The sequence below is a fragment of the Actinoplanes sp. NPDC051343 genome, from assembly GCF_044455125.1.
Classification (GTDB): domain Bacteria; phylum Actinomycetota; class Actinomycetes; order Mycobacteriales; family Micromonosporaceae; genus Actinoplanes.
Genome location: NZ_JBITEL010000001.1, coordinates 1,256,030 through 1,278,950, shown reverse-complemented (window position 1 = coordinate 1,278,950; position 22,921 = coordinate 1,256,030). Strand labels below are relative to the sequence as shown.

Here is a 22,921-nt window from a genome sequence, read left to right as displayed (position 1 = left end):
TTACGACAGGAAGCTATCGTTTTGCGATCGAACGAGCAAGCCTGCCGTGGGGAATCCCGGGCTGGGCGGCGATGCGGTCGACCGCTTGTCCGGCCTCGACCAGGCCGACGCCGGTCTGGTTGCGGTACGCGCGGACCGCCTCGCCGTCCGGCCGTTCTCCAGGTGCCGTCCGATGCCGGGCTTGGCGCGGATCCCGCGAATATCGGTTACCAGACATCGACTCGGGAATGCCAGGCCTTTTCGGGGGCTCGCGCGAATTCACCGATCCGGCAATGATGCTCTTGCGGCGTCCGGACCGCACTCCCGACTCGGAAGATCATCGCCATGTCTGTTGTCCTGAGTACGTCGGCCCGGCAGGCCCTCGTCGCCTTGATGCTGCACGTTACCGAGGCCTCTAATCCCGATCTTCGAAAGCTGTATCACGTCTCGATCGAGAAGTCCGCGCGTGATCAATTGACTCGCGAGAAGCTGATCACCTGGAAAAAGGGGCTACGCGGCGCGATCTTCCACGAGCTGACCGACGAGGGCTGGGTCCGTGGCCGGGACGAGTTGACGCTGGCGCCGCCGGAGGGCGTCGGCGCCGCCTGGCACCTGCTCTACGGCACGTTCCGTCACCTACACGGCCTGATGATCCAAAACGGCTATCAGCTCGCCGACGTGTTCGCCCGTCAGGACCCCGGCCCGCTCTCCACCTCCGACCGGATCCGGCAGGCGTACGGCGAACTGGCGCGCGAACCCGGTGAGCTGGTCAGCCTGGCCCGGCTCCGCGACGAACTGCCGGACATCCCGCGCAAGAGCCTCGACGACGCCCTGCTCGAGCTGGACCGCCAACGCGCGATCCAGCTGGAACCCGACCCGCACCGGATAGCTCTGAGCGACCGTGCGAAGGCGGCCGCGATCCCGCTCGGCGGAGAGGACATGCATCTGATCACGATCGGTCGCTCATGATCGAGCCGCACGAGCGGCGTGCGCTCGGCGAACTGCGCCGGCTGGACTGGGCGCCGACCCAGGACGACGTCTGGTCCCGGCTCGACTTCCACATCGAAGGGCTGAACGGGGAAGTCGGCGCCGCGATCGTCCGGGCCTACGAGACCGCGGAGAACAGCGCCGGTGGCAGCCCCGTCGGTCTGGTCATTCACGGCCGGCACGGGGCGGGGAAGACGCACATGATCCGGTGGGCCCGCGAACAGGTCCAGCAGCGCCACCACGGCTATTTCTTCCTGATGGGAATCGCCGACGGCAAATCATTCTGGCCGAACGTGGTCTCCGCATTTCTGCGCGGTCTGCACAGATCCGGATCTTATCGGCATCCGCAGCTCGCGGTGCTGCTGGAGCGGCTCGTCGAGATCGCCGGAATATCCAATGATCTCCGCCTGCGGGTGCGCGGCGACAACCCGCTGACGCCCGAAGCTCTGGATCAATTCATTTCCGCATTCCGCCGGGCGGCACCCGAGGTGGCCCGCGAATGCCGGCACACGCTGCGCGCCCTGGTCATGCTGGCCTCGTCCGAGGAGTACGCGAACGACCTCGCCGAGAACTGGCTGTCGTCGGCGCAGGAAGAGACCTCGGTCGGGCTGGAGCGCTGGGGCATTCCGGCCACGGTGAAGCACCCGCAACAGGTGGCCGCTGAGCTTTCCCGCCTGATCGCCTGCACCGGGGCCACACTCTTCGCCGTCGACCAGATCGACCCGGTCTTCGCGCAGGCCCGCACCTCCACGGTCGACGACGGCTCCGGTGTGACGGTGCACGAGCCGGTCGAGCTCGCCGCCGACCTCGGTGGCGGTCTGATGCAGCTACGGGAGGTGCTGAGCCGCACCGTCACGGTCGTGGCGTGCTTGTCCAACTCCTGGACCCTCATCGAGCGGAACGCCGTCGCCTCCGCGGCCGGACGGTTCCGCACCGAGACCCGGCTCTTCCGGATCCCGTCCGCGGAGGTCGCCGCCGAGTTGATCACCGCACGGTTCGAGCCGTTCTTCGAAATCGCCGAATTCACGCCGCCGTACCCGACCTGGCCGGTCGTTCCCGAGGCGTTCCGCGACGCCACCGGGTTCACTCCGCGCGGCCTGTTGCAACGGGTCGACGAGCACGTCCGGGTGTGCCTCGAGGCGGACGAGATCGTGCCGCTCACCGACTTGGCCGAGACGCGGCCCGCACCCGTACGCCCGGTTCCGCCCCCGCCGGCCGGCCGCCTGACCGTGCTCGACGACCGTCTGGCCCGGCTGCATGAGCAGGTGGATGAGCAGGCGGCGGTCGAGGCGGCGCTGACGCCGGCGACCGAGGACAAAGCGATGTCTCGCCTGCTGGTCGCGGGTCTGCGGGCCTGGATCATCGAGCAGGGCGACCGCCGCGGCCGGTACAACGTTCAGGACGGTGGCAACGGGAACCCCTCGATGCACGCGTGGCTGCGGGAGACCCTGGACGAGGACACCGAGGACGAGGCCCACTGGTCGATACGGGCCCTGTCGCACTCCCACCCGCTGGCCGTCCAGGCCCGGGTGCGGCGGCTGCTCAGCTTCGTCAACCTCGACCCGGCGATCCCGAAGCGCCGCGCGGTGCTCCTGCGCAACTCACCGTGGCCGAACGGCAAGGTCAGCGAGCGCATGAGGCAGGACTTCCTCGACCGCGGAGGGATCCTCACGACGGTGTCGGCCGACGATCTGCGCACCTTCGCCGCACTTGCGGCATTGCTCGACGAGCACGATCCGGCGCTGCCTGACTGGCTGCGGGCGCGGCGTCCGGCCGGCAACACGGCGCTCTTCGCCACCATCTTCGGGCCACCGCCGAACGACGGGCCGATCCGGGAGTCCGAGCCCGACGAGGCGGCCGGACCGGACGGACCGGCCGGCTCGTCGGTGCCAGTCGAGACGGAAGGCGAGGCGGAAGCCGGGCCGGAGACCCCGAGCCTCGGCCTCGGGACCGCGGTGGAGTCCGGCGAATCCGTACGCGTGCCGCTGGTGTCCCTCCGCAAGCACGCGGTGATCTTCGCCGGCTCCGGCTCGGGCAAGACCGTCCTGATCCGGCGGTTGATCGAGGAGTGCGCGCTGAACGGCGTCTCCGCGATCGTGCTCGATCCGAACAACGACCTCGCGCGGCTCGGCGACGCATGGCCGGAACCGCCGGCGACGTGGCGGCCGGGCGACGCCGCGCTCGCCAAGACCTACCTGGACGGAACGGACGTGGTGGTCTGGACCCCGCGACGGACCGCCGGGCGGCCGGTCAGCTTCCAGCCGCTGCCGGACTTCGCGGCGGTGCTGGACGAGCCGGACGAGTTCGGCCTCGCCCTGGACACCGCCGTCGCGGCGCTCGCCCCGCGTGCGCGAATGGCCGGGAACACCGCGAAGGCCGACCGCGGGCGTGCCGTCCTCCGCCAGGCGCTGGACTACTTCGCGCGGACCCGTAACAACGACCTGGCCGGCTTCGTCAGCATGCTCGGCAACCTGCCGGAGGGCGCGGCGTCGCTCGGCCGGGCGCACGAACTGGCCGCCGACATGGCCGAGACGCTGCGCGCCGCGATGGTCAACGACCCGATGTTCGGGGGTGCCGGCGAAACGCTCGACCCGGCCGTACTGCTGACGCCGGCAGCCGGCAAGCGCGCCCGGATCTCGGTCATCAGCCTCATCGGTCTTCCGAACGACGAACACCGGCAGAGTTTCGTCAACCAGCTCCAGATGGCGCTGTTCGCCTGGATCAAACGGCACCCCGCGGGTGACCGTCCGCTCGGCGGGCTGTTCGTGATGGATGAGGCACAGACCTTCGTCCCGTCCGGGCCGCTGACCGCCTGCACCGAGAGCACCCTCGCCCTGGCCAGCCAGGCCCGCAAGTACGGACTGGGCCTGATCTTCGCGACTCAGGCGCCGAAGGGCATCCACAACCGCATCATCGGCAATGCCGCGACCCAGTTCTACGGTTTCCTGAACAGCCCGGTCCAGATCGCGGCGGCGCGCGAGGTGGCCGCCGCCAAGGGCAGTGCGGTACTCGAGATCTCCCGCCTGGAGGCCGGCCAGTTCTACACGGTCGGCGAGGGAACTCCGTTCCGCAAGGTCTCCGTCCCGATGTGCCTGTCGTACCACCCGACGAGCGCTCTGAGCGCCGAAGAGGTGCTGGCTCGCGCCCGGGCGTGAACCTGCGCGGGGCCGAGACGAGCGGCCGACCTATTGATCCGTGCCGGTCCCGCATCCGCCCGGGAAGAAGTACAGCTCGACGTAGTCGCCCCCACCGGAGACCGAGACCGGCTGTTCCGCGGAGCAGGCACCGTACGAGGCACTGACCGTGTAGTCCCCGATGGGCAGGTCGCCCGCCGGGAACGAGAACTCGCCCGTGGCGGTGGTCGTGGTCTGGTGTCCGCCCGGCTCCACCCGCACCGTCGCACCCCCGACCGGGAGGAACGTCTCTCCGTCAAGCACCAGTCCGGTCAGGCTCGTGAGGCTCTGGACCTCGAAGCTGCCCACCGTGATGAGGCTGTCCGTGGTGCCGTTGTTCGCCACGGCGTACACGTTGGACGTGCCGCTGAGGGTTCCGACCGGGATCTGCACGATCGCGAACCCGCCCGGCTGGTTCGGAGTGGCGGTCAAGTTGAGGGCGGCGGAACGAACGCTGTAGCGGAACTGCGTGACGCTCTCGTCGCCGTTGGCGTCCAGCCGCAGGGACAACGTGCCGCCCTGGACCGTGGTGTTCCCGTCCGGGAACGAGATCGACGGGGTCAGCGGCCGCACGGGTTGCGGTTGAGTCGCCGCCTTGACGAAGAAGGTCCAGGTCACCGGGGTCGAGAAGCGGCCCGCCCGGTCCTTGGACCAGACGTGCAGCGTGAGGATTCCGTCGCGGGCCGGCGCGAAGGTCAGCGTCGCCCCGTGGGTGCTCGGGTCGGCGGGTACGACGTCGGCGCTCGCCGGCCCGATCCCGCCGTCAACGGTCCAGGCGTACGCGATGACCTCTTCCGGCCGCACCTGCGGCGGACTGATCACGAACTCGCCCGGCACACCGGGGCCACCGTGCGGGCCGTCGGCCGGGTAGTCGGTGGACGTGACACCCGCCGGCGGTTCCGGCGCCGTGGTGTCCACGGTGAACTCGCACCGGACCGACCACGGACCGTACCGGGTGCCGTCGAACGTCCGCGCCCGCCAGGCGTACGTGCCTCCGTCGGCCAGCAGGCCGGCCGGGATGACGGCCGAGACCGCCGAGGGATTGCCCGAGGACTGGGTGGCCCGGCCCGCGCCGCCCGGGGTTCCGTCGATCCGCCACCAGGCGAACGTGGTGGTCAGGTTCTGCCGGCCGGCATCCGGGTCGGACTGCCGGGCCGCCAGGGTAGGTGTCGTCGTCAGCACGTACGGCCGTGCCGCGCCGGTTCCGCAAGCGGTCCCGTCCGACGATTGCTGCGCCGGGCGGTCCGGCGCCGTGCCCGGCGAACCTCCTCGCGCCCCGGCGGTAGCCGCCGACGGCCAGCCCATCACGGCCGCCGACAGAACCACGGCAACCAACCAACGCCCCCGTGCACGCATGCGTCACTCCACTCTGGACCGGATTGATTCGAGGAGTATCACAGTTCCGTACGGCATTTGGCCATAAGCTTTTCCGCCCGGCCGGCCCATCGGGCCGTCAGGGCGGTCAGCCTCGCCGGCAGCGGTAGGCGACCTGCGTGCCGGCCTGGACCGGCGTCGGTTCAGTGATGTTGACGGTGGCCGTCTCGGTGGTGGTGCCGACACCGCTGAAGGCCCATTTGAGGGTCAGGGTGGCGGTGCGCTGACCCCGGCCGACCTGCTCGGTGAGGATGGCGCCGGGCGACGCGTCCGAGCGGAACCACTGGTAGCGGATGACGCCGCTCCGGCCGTTGGTGCGTACGGTCGCGACCACGTCGACGGTGACGTTGCAACGGTTACCGGCCGGCCGGGGTACGGCGACCTGGGCGCCTTCCACCACGAGAGGGCTGAGCCGCTGCCAGAGGTAGAGGCCGGCCACCACGAGCAGCGCGAGGGTCAGCAGGCCGGAGAGCAACGACACCAGCCGGCGCCACCGCCGGCGCGGGCGTCCGGCCGTGGTGGTGGCCGGCCAGCCGGGGGCGGCCGCCGCGGGCACCGGCACGCCGGGCCCGAAGCGCAGCTGATCGTGGACGCGTACGGTCGGCCCCGGTGAACCCAGACGCGCGGTCCGGTCGGCCGGCCCGAAGTTGACGGTCGTGTCCGGACCCCCGAGGTGCACGGTGGCGGCGGGGCGGTCGATGGTCGCCCACGGATCGGCGGGCGGCGGCAGCGCCCGGTCGTCGACGGGTTCCCCCGGCCCGGTCACGCCGGCCGTCCCCGCGCCGACATGTGCCTCTGTGCAGCAAGCACGGTGTGCTCCTAACCGGGGGTACAGAAGTTTTGGAGGGACACGTACGCCGGTGACGCCGACTTGGCCGAGTTGCCGGCGGCATCGGCGGCAACGACGGAGACCGGAATGCGGGTGGTCGTCTGAGGCATCGGCAGCGGGCCGAGCGTTCCCGCAAAGACGCCCTTCCCGGCCGCGCTCATCGTGACGGTCGAAGTGGTGCCGCCCAGGACATAGCGGAAACTGACCTTCAGCGCGGCCGGGCCGCTCCGGTCGTCGGTGACGGTGGCCGTGATGTTGCTGGTGCGATAGCCGTACCGGCAGCCTTCCGCCTCCAACGACGACTGGCTCGCGCTGACGGCGCCGACCGCGGGGGCGCTGGTATCGGGCGGAGACGTCGGCGAGGTACTGGTCGACGGTGTCGCGGAGGGCGTCTTGGTGGACGAGGCGGACGGGGACTGACCGGGATTCGCCGGCCGCGTCGGGCCGGTCGTCGCGGTCGGCGTCACCGAGCCGGTCGGGGTCGGCGGGGCCGGCGTTGTCGTCGAGGCGGCCGGCGTTGCCGTGGGAATCCCGCCGGACGACCCGGCCGCCGGCGGACCGGCAGTGAGCGGGCTCGCTTCGCCTGCCGCGACGGCCGCGGGTTCGTCCGCGGCGGCGAAGCGATAACCCACCCCGCCGATCAGCAGGGCCACGACGAGGGCGGCACCGGTCAGCGCGGTCCGCTTGCGACCACGGAGAAAGCCGCCGCGACCGCCCGGCGCGGAGTCGCCGAACGTCGTCGACGCGAGGCTGGTGGCACCCGAGGTGCCGTCCGGAAACGGCCACAGCGCGGCGAGCAGGGCGGCCCGGCGCGCCAGGTCCTGCAGCCCGCGGTCCTCCCAGTCCGCGCCGTACGCCTCGTCGGCGACCCGCTGGAGGATGTCGAGGAAGGCAAGGGCGTGCTGGGGCCGGTCGGCGGGCTGCTTGGCCATCCCGCGCCGGAGCAGGTCGTGCACCGGCACCGGGGCCGGGTCGGTCGGAATGGGCGCGTTGACATGCTGCTCGTGCAGGGCGAACAGGTTCGGTCCGTCGTACGGCGGCTTGCCGGTGAGGCACTCGAAGAAGGTCGCAGTGGCGGCGTAGATATCGCAGGCCGGCGTCGCCGGGGCGCCCGTCCATTGCTCGGGGGCCATGTAGCGGGGCGTGCCGGAGACGATGGTGTCAGCTCCCCGGCCGACCGGCACGGCGATGCCGAAGTCGGCCAGCTTGCTCAGCCCTACTTCCGTGACCAGCACGTTCTCTGGCTTGTAGTCGCGGTGCACGACACCGTGAGCGTGCGCCGCGCCGAGCCCGGCGAGGGAACCCTTCAGCACACAGAGCGCCGACTCGGGGGTGGTCGGACCGTGCTCGCGCAGCACCTGCCGCAGCGTCACCCCGTTGACCAACTCCATCACGATCGCCGCGCCGTCGGCGGACTCGACGTATTCGTACAGCCGGCAGACGTTCGGGTCGTCGATCTCCCCGAGCAGCCGCGCCTCCTCCCGGAAGGCAGCGCGGAACGAAGCGTCGTCCCCGAGGTCGCGTACGAGATATTTGATCGCGACGGGAGTTCCGGTCCCGTCGTGGGTGGCGAGCACGACGCTGCCCGACGCGCCGGCGCCGAGCGGACGAACAGGCGTGTAGCCGGACGGCTGCCAGCCGCTCATTCGAGGCACTCCACGACCGACCATTCTGGTCGCGCCGCAACTGCCGGGCATCCCCGCAACGGCTGCTCTCACCGACCGGATGGGCGATCGCCGATGTGACGGCCGCCGGATGTGTCGGAATTCGGGGGAAACCGCTGCTCAGCAGCGGCTATTCCTGCGGCAGCCGGGCCGCCTCGCGAAGCGGCGCCAGTTCTGAGTCGGGCAGGCCGGCCCGCAGCGCGTCGTCGATGACCGCGTCCCGCTGCCGGTCGATCTCCTCGAGCGTCACCGCACGGTCGGCGCGGTCGTCGAGCGTGTCGCGCAGCATCCGCAGCACCCGGACCAGCGTGAGAGCCACCTGCGGATGGCTGCCGGAGTAGAGGCGGATCTGGCCGTACGCGTGACGGACGTACTCCGCGTGGTCGAGGTCCCACGGCGTGAGCAGGGTCCGGTTCCGGTCGTCGCGATGGGCCTGCGCCGGAAGTTCGGCCTGCAGCAGCGGCCGCAGGATGGACGAGACCCGCAGGATCGACTCGATGGCCGTGGTCGGGTCGTTGACCGCCGGCGACAGTGCGCGCAACCCGATGTCGTTGAGCTGGCGAAGCGCGAAGTCGATGTCCTGCTGCATCGTGCGGGTCGCCCCGATGATGGCGGCCTCCGCGATCAGCCGGGCCGCTTCGCGCCCGGTCGCGGCATCGGGCCGCGGCCAGATCCGGGCGAGAGGTTCGTCGCGGATCAGGTACGCGCCGACGCGCGTCTCCAGACGAACGGTGCTGCCGGATGGCACCGCGGCCAGGATCGCGTGCTGGCTGATCTGCTGAACCCAACCGTCGGACGGGGCCCGGATCACCAGCGCGGTGCCGAACTCCGAGATGTCGGGGGCGGCGACGGGTTCGCCGACCCGACCTCCCATGCGGGATCCGTACGGCAGGTCCTCGATCAGCTCGATCGCCTCACCCTGGATCCTCTCCATGATCCGGCCCACGTACTGCTGCCGGGTGATCCGGTTGAGGAAGACGACGATGGCCAGCACCGAGGCCAGCGTGAGGACGATCGCGACAGTCATGGTCAGCCGTGGCGCCTGCGCGCCCTGGTTGTCGACGTGACCGAGCGCGAGCACGCAGAACGCGAACGTCGCCAGCAGCAGCCCGATCAGGATCTGGCCGGCCCGGTCCCGCCAGAAGGTCCGCAGCACACGCGGGGAGAACTGGCCGCTGGCTAGCTGAAGCGACACCACGAGCAGGGAGAACACGACCCCGGCGGTGGTGATGGTGGCTCCCGCGATCGTGGAGAGCAGGGTCACCGCGGCGTCCGAGCTCATCGCGAACAGGCCGAGCCAGCCCAGCCGCCCGTGTTGATCGATCTCCCGGGCGGCGGCCTCCAGGACCACGCCGCCGGCCAGCAGCACCACCGGGAGGAAGAGCAGGCTCTCCCGCAGCCGGTCGCTGATCGCACGTTGCCTGAGCTTTCGTACCGACGGCGCGATACTTTCCTCGGTGTCCTGGTCCACGACCGGGACCCTATCCGCCGGACCGCCGCCACGGTCGGTGCCGCTCAGGCGGAAAAGAGCAGGGGAATGGTCGCCACGTAGGCCAGGCCGAGCAGGACGCCGTGCCGCCGGGTGAGGCGACGACCGTCGAGGAGCAGACCTCCGGCGAGAAGCGCACCCAACACCATGACGACAATGAGAACCGTCCCGCCCCGTGCCGGCCCGGCACGGTCGGCGAACCCGATCACTGCACCGCCGACCAGGCTGTTGAACATGTTGCTGCCGAACAGGTTCCCGATCACCAGGTCCGATTCGCCTCGGCGCTGCGCCTGTACGGTCGTCATCAGTTCCGGTAGCGAGGTGCCGATCGCCACCAGCGTGAAGCCGATGACGGCTTGTGACACACCGAGCGCGGCCGCCACCGTGGAGGCGCCGACCACGAGAATCTGGGCGCCCGCCAGCACACCGGCCAAACCGACCAGGGCACGAATCGCTTCGATCCACCACCGTCCGGGAGCGCCGGTCATTTCTCGTACCTCCGCGGCCAGCACCGGATCCGGCGGGTTCGATCGCGCCCACCGGATCAGCAGCCACAGCGCGGCGGCACAGGCGGCAGCCAGCCCGGCAGCGGCGGGAACGCCGAGGCCGAAGAGGGCGAGCAGACCGAACAGCAGTACGGCACCGACCGCCAGCGGGACCTCCCGGCGAATCACCGAGGCGGCAACCGGAACCGGGGCGATCAAGGCGGCGACGCCGAGGAGAAGGCTCAGATTGAGGATGTTCGACCCCACGATGTTGCCCATCGCGAGCCCGGTGTCACCCCGGGCCGCGGCGAGACCGGACACCAGGAACTCAGGCAGGGACGTGCCGAGCCCGATCACGACGATCCCGATCACCACCGGGCTGACCCGCAACAAGCGACCGAGCCGGGACGAACCAAGGACCAGATGATGTGCCGCCCAAGTCAGCAGAGCCAATCCGACGGCGGCGAGCAGAAGATGAACAATCACGGAAGGCCCCCAGCCCACGGCGCATCATCACGCCGACCAGGCTTCCCGGCACTCCATCGACCACCATATCTGGTCCGAGCTCACCGCGGTGCCCGCCCAGTGGCTCGGCGCCGAATGGCAGCCACGGCGGTGGTGAGGGCCGACCCGGCCGGCCCAACCGCCATGGCGGGTCCGCGACGATCCCCGCTCGGGATTGGTCACCTAGTATGCTCAAAATCTGGTAGTTGAGACTCTCTGATTTTGGTAGTTTGGGTGTTCTGATCTATCCCTTTCAGGACCGGTACGGAGGCAAGCGTGGCGGAACCGCTCGCGGGGATTGCGACACGGCGTGTTTCTGCCCTGCTCGATGATCTGCTTTCGACGGAGCCGGTCATCGCGCTGCACGGCCCGCGTTCGGTCGGCAAGTCCACGGTGCTACGTGCCCTGGCCGAAGCCCGAGGGGTACCCGTTCTGGATCTGGACGACGTAGGCACCCGGGACGCGGTAGAGGCCAACCCGCAGACCGCAGTCGCGACGCCGGGCCTGCTATGCGTGGACGAATACCAGCACGCTCCACTTATCCTCGACGCGCTGAAGGCCCGGCTCAATCGCGAAGGCACCCTCGCCGGTACGGCCGTACTGACCGGGTCGACCCGGCAGGACGCGCTGCGCCGCACCGCGCAAGCACTCACCGGCCGATTGCACACCATGACCATCTGGCCCTTGTCCCAAGGCGAAATCGGCGGCGTCATCGAGGACTTCCTCCCCGCGCTCCGGGCCGAACCCGACGCAGCTGTCGCGGCCCGGCCCACCTCGACAACCTCCCGGAAGGACTACGTCGAGCGGCTCTGCGCGGGCGGATTTCCGTTGGCGCTGCGCCGCCGGGGCACCGCCCGAGATCGGTGGTTCGACGACTACATCCGCCAATCCCTGGAACGCGACGCCGTAGAACTCGTCCGCATACGCCAGCGCACCATGCTGCGCGAGTTGCTGGGTCGCCTGGCCGGGCGCACCGCGCAGGTGCTGAACCTGACGAAAGTGTCCGAAGGCCTGACCGGTGAACGCAAGACGATCGAGGAATACGTCCGCCTCCTCGAGGATCTCTTCCTCCTCGACCGCCTACCCGCCTGGGGCAAAACCCTGCGGGCGCGAGCCGCGGCATCGCCGAAAGTGCACGTCGTCGACACCGGAGTCGCTGCCCGGCTCATGCGCGTCTCAGCCGCCAAGCTGGCCACCCTCGAACCGACCTCGCTCTCGGAGTTCGGCCACCTGCTCGAATCGTTCGTCGTCGGCGAGTTACGCAAGCAGGTGTCGTGGCTGGATGAGCAGGTCACCACCGGGCACTGGCGCACCCACGACGGCGACGAGGTCGACTACGTCATCGAGTTCGACGACGGCCGCGTCCTCGCCTTCGAGGTCAAAGCCAACGAGCGCGTCTCCGGCGCCGACCTCAAGGGCCTTCGAGTTCTACGCGACGCCCTCGGCGACAGACTCATCGCCGGCGTCGCCCTGAGCACCGGACTACGTTCGTTCACCTACGAGGACCGCATCCACATCATGCCCATCGACCGGCTCTGGACCCAGATCAGCGAACCGTCCCAAACCAACAAGAACCACTGACGAAAGCCACCATGGAACGCCGCGCCGAGCGCGACCACGCACCGTGGGGTATCCCAGGGTCGCCCCATCGTGGGCCGAACGTCGCACCATGCGAACCGCCATATCCCCGTTCGCGAGGACCCCTTGCCAGTACGTTTCGCCAGCGCAGGAGGGCGACCAAAGATGTCCGTTAAGCCCCTTCCAGGGACTCGACGTGCGAGCTATAGACCGACTTTCGTGGCACCGTAGGTGGCCTGCGCGACGGTAAATCCTTCGTACTCGAGCTGCTTGATCAGACCTGAACGGGAGAACGAGCTGTAGTCCAAGTATTCCTTGGCCTTCTCGGCGGCCTGTTCCTTCCAGTCGGCCTTCTGCGCATCCACGCCGACGGTGGCGTCCTTGGTGGAGAAGCCTTCGTACTTCAGCTGCTTGATCAGTCCAGAGCGGGAGAAGGCGCTGTAGTCCAGGTAGTCGGCTGCCTTTTCCACGGCGTTCTCCTGGGAGACGGTCAGCTTCTTGGCGGCCTTGGTGGTCGCCTTCACCGGGGCCTTGGTCGCCTCCGTAGCGGCCTTGGTGGCGACCCCGGCCGCGGGTCCGGTGGTCGGCTCCTTCGTGGCTACAGTCGTCGTCGCACTCGTCGCAGTCGTCGCGCTCGTCGCCGTCGTCGTGGCGGCGGTGTCCTTCGTCGCGTCGTCGTGGCCCAGGGTGGCCACCGCACCGATACAACAGAGTCCGACCAGCCCGCCCACGACCGCCAGCACGATTTTTCCGGTGTTCTTCTTCGGCGGCGCGACCGGCGGCGGGAAAGTCGTGTAGCCGGGCGGCACCGATTGACCGGGCACCCCGGCCGGCTGGTACCCGGCAGGCGGCGGTGACCAGCCGGGCGGCGGCTGCGGGTTGGGGCGGTCGGGGTCGAATGGCTGCTCGTTCGCGGACGGGCCCGGGTAAGACATCGTCATCCTTCCGACGGAAACACATCTCGCGTGACGCCGGACCACCGTCCGCAGTCATCGCCGCTTCAAGATTTAAGCGAATCAACAGTCGGTACGGGTGAGCCATTCGGCCACTTCCATGCTCTCGCCGGCCAGTCCTATCAGGACTTAAGACACCATTCGCAGTCGATTGGCGACCGCCGGCAACCGTCCACTCATTGCCCTCGCTCCTTAAGCGACGGTGGCTGCCGGTAACCCCTCGTCGACGCGGGCGTCGTAGCTTGGGCGCCTACGGCATAAGGACGATCCGATCGTCCGTCGGCGGTCCACGCCTGGGTGGCCTCGGCGAGCGGCGCCCGTACGTCGATCGCTTCCCGCGCGACCGCGTCGGCGAACTGTGGCAGCTCCGCGCTGACGTCGGGGGGCTGGGACGAGCGCATCGCGACCGACGGAATCCGTGCGGTGGGGTCGCCCATCGACCGACGAGGTCCGCGCACCGCCAACAGCAGTCTTACGTTTGCTCAGCCCAAACTATGGGCGGGCCGAACGCTGCACCATGCGAACCACTCAACGACCGTTCCGGGTACGGAAGTTTGACCGACGCGCGGCCGATCGGCGGATGAGGAAGCCTCGCGGCGCCTGGGCCGACGCCAGGTCAATCTCGTGGGTCAATCACCGTGATCCCCGCGTCCTTGGCCGCAGCGGCGAGCCGATCGTCATACGTGGCGAGGCCGTCCACATCCGGGCCGAGCACCCGTGCGGTCGCGAGGTGGATGGCGTCGAGTGAACGCAGCATCCGATCGGGCTCGTTCATCGCGGCATCCACGACCTCGTCATCGATGCTCACGTAACTGAAGGCTTGCAGCAGAGACCTCGCGTCCGGCAGGGCTGCCGGCATGGCCCGACTGACAGCCCGGATCACCTCGATGCGCAGCAACGTCGAACTGACCCACGAAGCCCCCGCACTGTCGTCGTAGAACTTGGCGAACGCGCGAGAGTGGCTCTCCTCGGCCAGCAACTTGAGTGCGGCAGAGGTGTCGACGTAGTAAAGGCTCACCACCGCTCCTCGTCGCGCAGCGCCGCAAGGGCGTCACCGAGCCGGTCCGTTCCGTCCGCAGTGCGCATCCGCGGCCGGAACCCGGGACGGACCGCCAAGCGCGCCCGCCCCTCCTCTACCAAGCGGTCCAGCGCGGGCGTCGGTTGACGATCGTCAACCGGCACGATCCGTGCGACCAGCCTTCCGTACTCCGTCACGTCGATCGTTTCTCCGTGGCGCACCCGAGCAAGCACTTCGCTGGTGTTGTGCCGCAGCTCCCGAAGGCCCACAGAGTGCTCACTCAGAGTCGTCACACCGGAAAGGTATCACAAATTTGTGACACAACACGATGGGCTCCTATGACGCTGGATTGGGCTGCTCCGATCCACGGTCTCCACCATGGCTTCGCCGGTGGGCCGAACGTTGCACCATGCGAACCGCCTCGCGTTCGTCTCCGGTAGGCCACTACCAGGGCGTTTGACCCGTTCGCGGGCCCGGTGAGCTTGTGTCGGTGCGGTCGCCGATAGTCGTGGAGCACAGCATGTGCACACCACTCGGCTGGCTTGCGCCGAGGGGTTAGCGTTCGAGAAAGTCACGCACATTCCGCTCATGACGTCAGAAGCCACGCGATCGGGGATCCGCATGGCCGAGCTCGGTGAGACCGCTGACCCCAATCAATTGGTGCCCGGCAACGCCGCCAACATCACCGCCACGGCTCAGGCTCTGCGCACCCGGGCCGGCGAGTTGGAGCAGGCGGGCGTCGGTCTGTCCCGGATCGACACCACCGACGGGTGGAGCGGCCCGGCCGGTGACGCGTTCCGGAGCAAGTTCCACGGTCAGCCGAGCAGCTGGTTGACCGCAGGCGACTCCTTCTTGGACGCGGCGACCGCACTGGACACGTACGCGTCGACCCTGACCTGGGCCCAAGGGCAGGCCCAGCAGGCGATCGACGCGTGGAACACCGCGCAGACGGCGACTAAGAACGCACAGGCGCAATATCAGACGTACCAGCAGCAGGGAGGTACGCAGCCGTTCCAGGACCCGGGCGAGATCGGGCGGGCCGCGGCCAAGAAGATCCTGGACAACGCGCGGACCAACCTGGAGAACGCGGGCAACACCGCGGCCGCGACGGTCGGCACGGCCCGCGATCGGGCGCCCGAGAAGCCGGGGTTCTGGAGCAAGGTCGGCCACGTCGCAGACGAGATCGGCGCTGACTTGGAGAACGCCGGCGGGGAGGTCGTCAACGCGCTGGCATCGGTCGGAAACGCGATGCTGCACCACCCAGGAGATGTCGCCGAGATGGCCGGCGGCGCGCTTTTGGCTGCGGCCGGTGTGGTCGGTGTCGGGGCCAGCGGCCTGCTGGACGCCACCGTCGTGCTTTCGCCGGCCGGCGTCGCGCTCGGCGGAGTCTCCGTACTCGGGGTCGGCGCCGGAGCCACGATGGCAATGGCGGGCGCCCGCGACGTGAGCGCGCACGCCGGAGGCGACGACGAGGTGTCCCCGGCATCCACCGATCACACCGCGGGCGACGGCTCCACCGATCCGGGCCCGGACTTAACGGACGACGTTTCTCGCAACATTGCGAAACATGCGAACGAGGAAGCCGTGCGCCCGGACGGGAACGGCACGCACTACGTCCGGCGTGTCAACCCGAATGCCCTGGCCGAGTATGTTGACGGTGTCATCGACGGTCAGGTGCCCAATCTCGATGTGCGGTATCTGGACAGGGGCCGGGTCGCGTACTGGGATCCGGACAAGGCGGCTGTCGTGATCGAGGACGGCGACGGCGGTACGGTCTTCACCCCCAAGGACGGCAAGGCCTATTTCGACGACGAACTGGAATGAACGGAGGCCGGATGAACCCCAGGGTCGTGTGTTTCGCCCCGGACGAGTTGAAAATTCTCAGGCAGATCACCGGCGAGGCGAACCAGTTTGGCGCGGCACGACTCGAGCCGTACGGATGCACGGAGGGTGACGTGCGGAAACTGGTCACGGCCCTGCGGCTGAAGCCGGTTCCGCCGACCGGGGTCTGCTTTGCATTCGTCGAGCCTGGCGAACCGGTAGGAGATGGTCAGCGCCCGCTCGCCCCGGCCGTGCTGCGCTGGTGGAAACCGGTCGCGGAAATGGTAATCAAGGGTAATAGCCCAAAAGAGCTCTACTACCGTACCGGGCTCGACTTCGAGGAGATCCGCGCGGCCGTCGACCGTATTCCGACCGCCCCAGGTGGCTCCCATGACTGACGGCTTCAGCGTCGACCTCGGTGCGCTGGAGGACGCCGCAACCGGGGTGAATTTCACGATCAACGCCATCCGAAAAACCAAAGTCGACAAGCTGGCCGGACAGACCGACGACTACGGCCACGACCACCTGACCAAGACGGTCAAAGACTTCTGTGACCGCTGGGAGATCGGCGTCGAGCACCTGGTCAAGGACGGCACGGAGATTGCGCAACGACTAACCGACAGCGTCCGCGCCTACGTGACCGCCGACGAGGCGGCCAAGGGGCGCTTGGACGGCGTCTACGCCAAGCCGACCGGCCTCGATCCCGCTGAGCACTGAGGGCTACGGCTTGTGCTGCCAGCCATCGCATCTCCTGCGGCCGAGCGCGACAGGCCGTGAGCAGACCGCCCAGCGCGACCACCGCACCGTGGGGTCTGGGGGTCGCCCCCAGGTAAGTGGAGTGGGCCGAACGTTGCACCATGCGAACCGCTCGGCGATCGTCGCCGGGATGCCGTTGCCCGGACATCTGGCCAGTTCGCGGCGAAAATGATGGCCAGACTTCGGCTATCGGCTGCGCGGTGAGCCGGTTCGGTCGGTCAGGCGATCTGTCGAAGGTCGTTGCCGTAGTCGAAGATGATCCGCATCCGAGCACCGAGCGCCCGCGCGTACCGGCTCAGAGTCGCGACCTCGTTTACGTCGAGATCGCCGTTCTCAATCTGGCTGACCCGGCCGGGCGAGACGCCCATCAGCTCGGCGACCTGCCGTTGTGTCATGCCCAGCCGTTTCCGCTCCTCGGCCAGATGGTAGGCGCTTATCCACGCCTCGGTCCGCGCCCGCTCCGCCGCCAAGGCGTCATCGTCCCCGTCGTGCAGCTCCGCACGGAGGTCCTCCCAGTCCTCGAACTCGCTCACGAGTCCTCCCTCCGCTTACGCTCCTCGGCCAGCCACTTCTCGTAGGCGCCCTCGGCGACCGGGATCGCCGTCTTGTACCACCGGCTCCAATCGCCGGCCTTGTTTCCCGCCACCAACAGGATCGCCTGCGACCAGGGATCGAACACGAACAACACCCTGATCGCGATGTCCCGGCCCGAACGAGGCCGCAACTCCTTGAGGTTGCCGATCACCGACCCCTGAAGCGTGTCGACCATCGGGCGGCCAAGCGCCGGGCCGGTCTCCGCAAGCATGTCGATGGCGACGTTGACCGACCGAAATACATCCGGATCGGCCTGACGCAACGCTCGTAGCCAGGATCGCACGTCAGACGTGGTCTTGATCGACCAGCGACGAGGTGCATCCTGAGGCATGACCGACTATAGCTCGGGCTAAACATGAACGACAGCGGTTCGCGCACTGCACCTATCGCCGGAGACACCTCCGCTGGCCAGCATGAAGGTGGACCGGACGTTGCACCATGCGAACCGCTGGGTAACGGTCACCGGTCATCCATTGCCCCGGCGCTCGGCATATTCCCGCAGGCGAGGGCGCAGATGCCTGTGAGGCCCCGCGGCCGGCAGACTTGTCAGTCGAGGTGGTCGCCGGGGCTGGTCTGTAGCAGCCAGGCCAGCGGCATCTTCGCGCGCTCGGCATAGGTAGCTTCCGAGGCGAGCTGATACAGCGTCACCGTCTGAGCGTCGTCGCGGTCGACAACCCAGTATTGAGGAATGCCTGCGGCCGCGTATTCGCGACGCTTGGTGACCTCGTCCATCGCCTCCGAGCCGGGCGAAACGATCTCAATGACCAGGAGCAGTTCGGCGACAGCCAACCAGACCGCGCGCGACGGAGCTTTGCCCCACACGCTGATGTCGGGAATCCGGCCTCCGTCTCGGCCGGTGCCCGGAACGCGGATGCCTGCAACTTGAAGTATTTGCTCGGCCGGCCAGCCCGCCATGAGCAACCAAGCGAAAAGGCGGCTGGCGATCTGAGCGTGTTCCGAGTCCGCGGGGGGCATGACGGACAGCACTCCCTCAGGGCTGGTCTCGTAACGGTGGCCGTTCGGATCTGAGGCGTTCATCGCCGCCAGGTCGTCGAGCGTCACCATGGCGGGCATGTGCATGCCAACGGTCTCCGCGCTCATGCGCCCATCGTACGAGAACATGCGCTGGGCCAGGAAGGTTCATGGCGCCGTACCGACACCGCCAGGCGAGGCAAGCACGGATGCGACTCTAAGTAGTTGTTTGAGTTCCCTATGTAGCCATAAGGTCGATACATGAGCATCGTTGGAGTGCGCTGCCGCAACCCCTCAGCGGCGCAAACACTCCGCCCTGGCCGGAGGTGGCAGCTGATGACCACGATCGACGATCTACTCCGCCGCCGGACAGACCTGTCGACCTTCCTCGTTCATCTGACGCGCAACAGCCCACACGGCACGGCACGAGAAAACTTGCTGGCCATGTCCGAGAATCTGTTCATCGAGGCTCGGACGCCATTCGGGTCAGCTGCACAATACGAGCCGTTTCTGACAGGTGCGGCGTCTCAGAAGAGTGTTTGCTTTACCGAAACGCCTTTAGAGCACGCATGGATGATGCTGGAGAATATTAGCGGCCGCGCGGTCCGCTTTAGGCCATACGGATTTGCCATCACCAAGGCGACCGCTCGCAAGACCGGCTGCAACCCCGTCTGGTATACCGACATCACTGTGCGTGGGCGCACTTGGCCGGCGAAGGTCATCAACATGATGGTCGAGGACGCGGTGCGGCGAGCCACGACCGCGGGAGGGAAGATCGACGCCGACATCCTTTCTGCGGATCCAATCTTTCGCCTCACACCGTACTTCGAACAGATGGGACCGATCGGTAACGGCCGCCGTAAGGAATTCTGGTGGGAACGCGAGTGGCGTCATATCGGCGGTTACTGGATCAAGATTCCGCGGATTGTTGCCGTCCTGGCACCCGAAACGGATCATGACGATCTTCTTAGCGAGTTGGTCGGCATAGACGAGGAGTGGGGTGAGCGGGCGATCATCGACCCGCGTTGGGGCCTGGAACGGACGATCGCTGCACTGGCCGGCGTAAGAAAGGGAGACGCAACGCCTTTCCCGAATGCCGACTGAGCGACGAGTTGAAAGCCCGAAACCGTCGGAAACGCGAACAACGGCGGCCCGGCGGCGGGCCGCCCAGCGCCACCACCCTAACGTGGGGTCTGGGGGTCGCCCCCAGGAAAGCATGGTGGGCCGAGCGGGACTCGAACCCGATGTGCCTCCGTAGCGTCGACGCCGCCGCGGCGCTGGGAAAACCCCAAACAAGAAAGCCGAACCGACGACCACCAAGCTCCCTCGCCCAGGCTTCCACCCCGCCACCCGCAGGAAGCCCGCGACGGCCCGTTCAGCTGACCCGGAACCCGGCGACCAGATCCGACAGCTCATGCGCCATCCGGCTCAGATCTCCGCTGGACTGCTGGGCTTGGCCACCCCCTCGCTGGTCGATCGAGCAGCATCGGCGACACCCGTGATGTTGGACGAGATGTCTCTGGTGCCCGCCGCTGCCTCACCCACGCCGCGATTCATCTCGCTCGTCGTGCTGTCTGCTCCTCGACCGCGGACGCGATCGTCGTCTGGAAGTCGCTGATGGGGGAGATGACCCGGGAGATCTCTTCGATTGCCGTGACCGCGCCGGTCGTACCGGCCTGGATGGCCTCGACCCGCCGTGAGATGTCCTCGGTGGCCCGGGCCGTCTCCTGGGCCAGTTCTTTCATCTCGGAGGCGACGACCGCGAACCTCTTGCCCGCTTCGCCGGCGCGGGCCGCCTCGATGGTCGCGTTGAGCGAGCAGGTTGGTCTGCGCCGCGATCGCGGTGATCGTCTTGATGACGTCGCTGATTTCGGAGGACGAGGTGCCGAGGGCGCTCATTGTGGTCGACGTACTGGTGGTGAGGGTGACCGCGTCGGCGGAGTCGCTGGCCTTGGCGAGGCCGGCCAGGCCGGTGATGCCGATGGTCGCGGCGGCGGCGCCGCCGATGGCGGCGCGGGACAAGATCTTGGTACGTACGCTGAGGTCGGCGAGGGGGCGGCAGGTGCGTCCTTGATCGTCAGTAGAGAACCCGACATGAGGGAACGCGCCCCGGCTCAGGCGGTGAGGGCGATCGCCGTCCTCATCAACGAGCGTCCATCGGCAGCCGCACGAGAATGGTCGTGCCCGCGCCCTCCTCGACCAGTTCGATGCTGCCGTGATGCCGGCTCACCACGGCCCGGCTGAGCGTCAGCCCGAGGCCGCTGCCGGGAATCGCGCGGTCGGCGGCCCGGCTCGTACGGTAAAAGCCGGTGAACAGTTTCTCCCGCTCGTCGGTCGAAACGTTCCGGCCGGTGTCGGAGACTGCCAGCTCGGCCGCCCGCCCGCTGGCCCGCAGCGTGACACCGATGTGGCCGCCGTCCGGGCTGTACTTGACGGCGTTGCCGAGCAGGTTGTCGACGACCTGGCGCAGTCGCTTGCGGTCGCCCGGCAGCACCAGTTCCGCCGGCATCTCGGCGTCGATCACCACCGGCGCGCCGTGGATCGCGTCGCGGGTCTTGTCGACCGAGTCGCGCACCACCGCGGCCAGATCCATCGGGCTGATCTGCACGTCGGCGTGCCCGGCTTCGAGCGCCGACAGCTCCATCAGCTCGTTGATGATCGCTCGCAGCTGGGTGGTGTTCCGCTCGATCACCTCGATCAGCCGGGGGCCGTCGGCGACCAGCGTCTTCTCGTCGGCCTCGCGGAGCAGCTCGGTGTAGGCGCTGATCGACGTGAGCGGCGTGCGCAGTTCGTGCCCGACCAGCGCCAGGTACTCGTTCTTGCTCCGGTCGAGCTGCCGTTCCAGGTCGGCGATCCGGCTGCGCTCCAGGTACTGCCCGATGTGCGCGGCGATGCCCGCCATCAGGGCGAGCACCTCGTCCTCCGCACCTTCGATCCCGTCCGAGAAGGCGGTCAGAACCCCGAGGGTCTCAAAACCTTCCCGTACGGGGATGGCGAGCGCCGCGTGCAGGTCGGTGCTTTCGGCGGTCTCCCGGGAGATCAGGCTCTGCGGGCGGCCCACGTCCCGGATCCACAGCGGCTTGCCCACCTGCCAGGCGCGGCCGGCCAGCCCCTGCCCGAACGGCAGGTCGTCCGGGATCTCGACCGCGTTGGCGCCGGGCGCGCTCCACCGCGCGACCGGGCGTACCACCCCGGCCGCTTCGTCGACCAGCCACAGCTCGGCGTGCGCCCACTCGAGGGTGCTGACGACGGCTTCGAGCACCCGCGGCCCGGCCGCCTCGATGCTCGGCGCCTCGGCCAGCGCGGCCGCCACGGTCAGCTCGCAGATCCGGAACCCTTCGACCCGCCGCCGCCGGGTCACGTCCTGCACGGCCTGCACGGCCCCGGCGGTGCGCCCGCCGGGCCCGGCGATCGGCTGCGCGTCGACCAGGTAGTGCCGGGACCGCCCCCGCCCGTGCCAGACGACTTCCTCGTCGCGGATATGTTCACCACGCAGCGCCCGGAACAGGCCCAGCTGATCGCCTTTGATCGGATTGCCGGCCGAGTCGGTCACCCCGTCGAGCTGGTCACCGGTCTGCCCGTTCGCCCGTAGCATCCGCCGCATCCGCTCGTTGACGAAGACGACCTTGCCGTCGGCGTCGCAGGCGGTCACGCCGTCGTGCAGACTGTCGAGCACCGCGTCGAGGAACCGCCGCTGCTGGTCGATCTCATGCCGCGCCAGCTGCTCATTGATCAGCAACGTGGCCACCTGCGCCGCCTCGGCGACCGCGGCGATCTGGGCACCCGACCACTCGCGGGGGAGCGGGTCGAACGCGCAGCAGATGCCGAGCACCGCCCCGGTCTGGTCGCGGACCGGGTGCCCCAGGTAGGCGCCCCGCGAGCTCTCCGACCGGGCCGCCCAGCCCCCCGGCACCCGAGCGTCGGAGGCAACATCGTTGATAATCAGCGGCGCATCGGTCCGCAGCACAACGCCGGCCAGCGCGTCACCGACCGGCACGTCAGCCACGGTGTCCCACGGGATCGAAAGCCCCCACCCCCCGTAAAGCCGCAGCCGGTCCCCTTGCGCAAAATGAATGAGCCCGGCCGGGGCGTCGGCAGCCCGGGCCACGAGCGCCGCCAGCTGATCGGCAGCCCCCGAGGTCAGCACCCCCCGATGCAGTTCACTGCCGTCACCAAGCCCCGGCCGCCACCGCAAAATCCCAGCCGGCGGCCGCCCGTCCCGAGGCTCAGTCCCCTCGCCAGACGCCCCCCAGCCCGCGTCGTCCGGGCCCGCGTCGTCCGGGCCCGTGTCGTCCGGGCCGGTGTCGTCCGGGCCCGTGTCGTCCCGGCTCGCGTCGGCTGCGGGCCCGTCGCTTGCCGGCGGGTTGGCGTGTAGCTTGTCGGCTCTGCCCGCAACCGCTTGAGGTGCGTCGACGCCGTGCCCGTCGGCTCCTTGCGCGGTAGACCGTGGCGCTTGAGGGCCGGTCGAGTCGAATCCGGGAGCGTCGGCCCCAGGCGTGTCGGATCCGGGAGTTGGCTCGGACCGGACAGGTCGCTCGGGCCTCGGGCTTTGCGGAGGGCGCACAGGAGTCCCCGCGGAGCCGGTCCGGCCGCCCGCGCCCCGGTCGCTCCGCACCCGCCCGGCATCCAGCCCGGGGTCGTTCCGCCGCATGCCTTGACCTCCACCTATAAGGGTAAAGGGGGCAAAAACCAAAAACCGCCAAAACAAGAGGTACGCGGGCAAGCAGTCCCCAACCGCACGGCCC

20 protein-coding genes and 1 pseudogene are annotated in these 22,921 nt (G+C 68.8%); 8 read left to right on the top strand and 13 right to left on the bottom strand.

The window, feature by feature from the left end:
• Window positions 1-324 precede the first annotated feature (324 nt).
• Both ACIA5C_RS05725 and ACIA5C_RS05720 read left to right on the top strand, forming a co-directional pair.
• On the top strand, window positions 325-948 hold the full coding sequence (locus ACIA5C_RS05725; protein ID WP_396051600.1) for a hypothetical protein: 624 nt from the start codon (window positions 325-327) through the stop codon (window positions 946-948).
• Entirely contained in the window at window positions 945-4,121 is a 3,177-nt protein-coding gene (locus ACIA5C_RS05720) for an ATP-binding protein (protein WP_396051598.1), read from the top strand. Before ACIA5C_RS05725 ends, ACIA5C_RS05720 begins: the two co-directional genes overlap by 4 nt.
• A 30-nt stretch (window positions 4,122-4,151) precedes the next feature.
• On the opposite strand, the gene ACIA5C_RS05715 is transcribed toward ACIA5C_RS05720, so the two are convergent.
• The 5 genes from ACIA5C_RS05715 to ACIA5C_RS05695 all read right to left on the bottom strand — a co-directional run bounded on the left by ACIA5C_RS05715 (window position 4,152) and on the right by ACIA5C_RS05695 (window position 10,466).
• A complete protein-coding gene (locus ACIA5C_RS05715) occupies window positions 4,152-5,495 on the bottom strand; it encodes a carboxypeptidase regulatory-like domain-containing protein (RefSeq protein ID WP_396051596.1) in 1,344 nt (447 codons plus the stop codon).
• A gap of 106 nt (window positions 5,496-5,601) precedes the next feature.
• Window positions 5,602-6,279, bottom strand: a complete 678-nt coding sequence (locus tag ACIA5C_RS05710) for a hypothetical protein (protein ID WP_396051593.1) — start codon at window positions 6,277-6,279, stop codon at window positions 5,602-5,604.
• Between the two features lie 53 nt (window positions 6,280-6,332).
• Window positions 6,333-7,988, bottom strand: coding sequence for a serine/threonine-protein kinase (locus tag ACIA5C_RS05705; protein ID WP_396051591.1), 1,656 nt, complete (start codon window positions 7,986-7,988; stop codon window positions 6,333-6,335).
• Window positions 7,989-8,136: 148 nt separating this feature from the next.
• Entirely contained in the window at window positions 8,137-9,477 is a 1,341-nt protein-coding gene (locus tag ACIA5C_RS05700) for a DUF2254 domain-containing protein (protein WP_396051589.1), read from the bottom strand.
• A gap of 44 nt (window positions 9,478-9,521) precedes the next feature.
• Window positions 9,522-10,466 (bottom strand): sodium:calcium antiporter, encoded by a 945-nt coding sequence (locus ACIA5C_RS05695; RefSeq protein WP_396051586.1) that lies wholly within the window; start codon window positions 10,464-10,466, stop codon window positions 9,522-9,524.
• A 294-nt stretch (window positions 10,467-10,760) separates the two neighbouring features.
• Between ACIA5C_RS05695 and ACIA5C_RS05690 the strand changes: the two genes are divergently transcribed.
• A complete protein-coding gene (locus ACIA5C_RS05690; protein ID WP_396051584.1) occupies window positions 10,761-12,065 on the top strand; it encodes an ATP-binding protein in 1,305 nt (434 codons plus the stop codon).
• Window positions 12,066-12,265: 200 nt separating this feature from the next.
• Here ACIA5C_RS05690 and ACIA5C_RS05685 read toward each other — a convergent pair whose 3' ends face one another.
• The 3 genes from ACIA5C_RS05685 to ACIA5C_RS05675 form a co-directional block, all read right to left on the bottom strand.
• Window positions 12,266-12,997 carry an Ltp family lipoprotein gene (locus ACIA5C_RS05685; RefSeq protein WP_396051582.1) on the bottom strand — a complete coding sequence of 244 codons (732 nt, stop codon included), beginning with the start codon at window positions 12,995-12,997 and terminating at the stop codon, window positions 12,266-12,268.
• A 634-nt stretch (window positions 12,998-13,631) separates the two neighbouring features.
• On the bottom strand, window positions 13,632-14,033 hold the full coding sequence (locus ACIA5C_RS05680; protein WP_396051580.1) for a type II toxin-antitoxin system VapC family toxin: 402 nt from the start codon (window positions 14,031-14,033) through the stop codon (window positions 13,632-13,634).
• Complete coding sequence (locus ACIA5C_RS05675) at window positions 14,030-14,326, bottom strand: type II toxin-antitoxin system Phd/YefM family antitoxin (RefSeq protein ID WP_396051578.1); 297 nt, start codon at window positions 14,324-14,326, stop codon at window positions 14,030-14,032. The genes ACIA5C_RS05680 and ACIA5C_RS05675 overlap by 4 nt, the downstream gene beginning before the upstream one ends.
• 295 nt (window positions 14,327-14,621) lie before the next feature.
• Here ACIA5C_RS05675 and ACIA5C_RS05670 point away from each other — a divergent pair, with 295 nt between their 5' ends.
• From ACIA5C_RS05670 to ACIA5C_RS05660, 3 genes are read left to right on the top strand one after another with little or no spacing between them, the layout of a single operon-like run.
• Window positions 14,622-15,857 (top strand): putative T7SS-secreted protein, encoded by a 1,236-nt coding sequence (locus ACIA5C_RS05670; RefSeq protein ID WP_396051576.1) that lies wholly within the window; start codon window positions 14,622-14,624, stop codon window positions 15,855-15,857.
• An 11-nt stretch (window positions 15,858-15,868) separates the two neighbouring features.
• Window positions 15,869-16,252: a hypothetical protein gene (locus ACIA5C_RS05665; protein ID WP_396051575.1), complete on the top strand. Its 384-nt coding sequence runs from the start codon at window positions 15,869-15,871 to the stop codon at window positions 16,250-16,252.
• Window positions 16,245-16,571, top strand: a complete 327-nt coding sequence (locus ACIA5C_RS05660) for a hypothetical protein (RefSeq protein ID WP_396051573.1) — start codon at window positions 16,245-16,247, stop codon at window positions 16,569-16,571. The genes ACIA5C_RS05665 and ACIA5C_RS05660 overlap by 8 nt, the downstream gene beginning before the upstream one ends.
• Window positions 16,572-16,828: 257 nt before the next feature.
• On the opposite strand, the gene ACIA5C_RS05655 is transcribed toward ACIA5C_RS05660, so the two are convergent.
• The 3 genes from ACIA5C_RS05655 to ACIA5C_RS05645 form a co-directional block, all read right to left on the bottom strand.
• On the bottom strand, window positions 16,829-17,143 hold the full coding sequence (locus ACIA5C_RS05655) for a helix-turn-helix transcriptional regulator (protein ID WP_364098406.1): 315 nt from the start codon (window positions 17,141-17,143) through the stop codon (window positions 16,829-16,831).
• Complete coding sequence (locus ACIA5C_RS05650; RefSeq protein ID WP_396051572.1) at window positions 17,140-17,535, bottom strand: type II toxin-antitoxin system RelE/ParE family toxin; 396 nt, start codon at window positions 17,533-17,535, stop codon at window positions 17,140-17,142. Before ACIA5C_RS05650 ends, ACIA5C_RS05655 begins: the two co-directional genes overlap by 4 nt.
• A gap of 215 nt (window positions 17,536-17,750) precedes the next feature.
• On the bottom strand, window positions 17,751-18,305 hold the full coding sequence (locus tag ACIA5C_RS05645; RefSeq protein WP_396051570.1) for a Uma2 family endonuclease: 555 nt from the start codon (window positions 18,303-18,305) through the stop codon (window positions 17,751-17,753).
• A 207-nt stretch (window positions 18,306-18,512) separates the two neighbouring features.
• Here ACIA5C_RS05645 and ACIA5C_RS05640 point away from each other — a divergent pair, with 207 nt between their 5' ends.
• Window positions 18,513-19,280 carry an abortive infection system antitoxin AbiGi family protein gene (locus ACIA5C_RS05640; protein ID WP_396051568.1) on the top strand — a complete coding sequence of 256 codons (768 nt, stop codon included), beginning with the start codon at window positions 18,513-18,515 and terminating at the stop codon, window positions 19,278-19,280.
• A gap of 271 nt (window positions 19,281-19,551) precedes the next feature.
• Here the strand turns inward: ACIA5C_RS05640 and ACIA5C_RS05635 are convergent.
• Window positions 19,552-20,117, bottom strand: a pseudogene (locus ACIA5C_RS05635) (methyl-accepting chemotaxis protein); the annotation flags it as partial.
• Between ACIA5C_RS05635 and ACIA5C_RS05630 the strand changes: the two are divergent.
• Window positions 20,029-20,250: a hypothetical protein gene (locus ACIA5C_RS05630; protein ID WP_396052066.1), complete on the top strand. Its 222-nt coding sequence runs from the start codon at window positions 20,029-20,031 to the stop codon at window positions 20,248-20,250. The pseudogene ACIA5C_RS05635 and the gene ACIA5C_RS05630 sit on opposite strands and share 89 nt — an antisense overlap.
• Window positions 20,251-20,319: 69 nt before the next feature.
• Here ACIA5C_RS05630 and ACIA5C_RS05625 read toward each other — a convergent pair whose 3' ends face one another.
• Complete coding sequence (locus tag ACIA5C_RS05625) at window positions 20,320-22,323, bottom strand: ATP-binding protein (RefSeq protein ID WP_396051566.1); 2,004 nt, start codon at window positions 22,321-22,323, stop codon at window positions 20,320-20,322.
• Between the last annotated feature and the right edge of the window lie 598 nt (window positions 22,324-22,921).

What these genes read in the sequence shown, in the direction of transcription:
- ACIA5C_RS05705 (WP_396051591.1), bottom strand. Translation starts at nt 7,988, where the DNA reads ATGAGCGGCTGGCAGCCGTCCGGCTACACGCCTGTTCGTCCGCTCGGC.
- ACIA5C_RS05640 (WP_396051568.1), top strand. Translation starts at nt 18,513, where the DNA reads ATGACCACGATCGACGATCTACTCCGCCGCCGGACAGACCTGTCGACC.
- ACIA5C_RS05665 (WP_396051575.1), top strand. Translation starts at nt 15,869, where the DNA reads ATGAACCCCAGGGTCGTGTGTTTCGCCCCGGACGAGTTGAAAATTCTC.
- ACIA5C_RS05650 (WP_396051572.1), bottom strand. Translation starts at nt 17,535, where the DNA reads ATGCCTCAGGATGCACCTCGTCGCTGGTCGATCAAGACCACGTCTGAC.
- ACIA5C_RS05645 (WP_396051570.1), bottom strand. Translation starts at nt 18,305, where the DNA reads ATGAGCGCGGAGACCGTTGGCATGCACATGCCCGCCATGGTGACGCTC.
- ACIA5C_RS05685 (WP_396051582.1), bottom strand. Translation starts at nt 12,997, where the DNA reads ATGTCTTACCCGGGCCCGTCCGCGAACGAGCAGCCATTCGACCCCGAC.
- ACIA5C_RS05660 (WP_396051573.1), top strand. Translation starts at nt 16,245, where the DNA reads ATGACTGACGGCTTCAGCGTCGACCTCGGTGCGCTGGAGGACGCCGCA.
- ACIA5C_RS05720 (WP_396051598.1), top strand. Translation starts at nt 945, where the DNA reads ATGATCGAGCCGCACGAGCGGCGTGCGCTCGGCGAACTGCGCCGGCTG.
- ACIA5C_RS05670 (WP_396051576.1), top strand. Translation starts at nt 14,622, where the DNA reads ATGACGTCAGAAGCCACGCGATCGGGGATCCGCATGGCCGAGCTCGGT.
- ACIA5C_RS05715 (WP_396051596.1), bottom strand. Translation starts at nt 5,495, where the DNA reads ATGCGTGCACGGGGGCGTTGGTTGGTTGCCGTGGTTCTGTCGGCGGCC.
- ACIA5C_RS05725 (WP_396051600.1), top strand. Translation starts at nt 325, where the DNA reads ATGTCTGTTGTCCTGAGTACGTCGGCCCGGCAGGCCCTCGTCGCCTTG.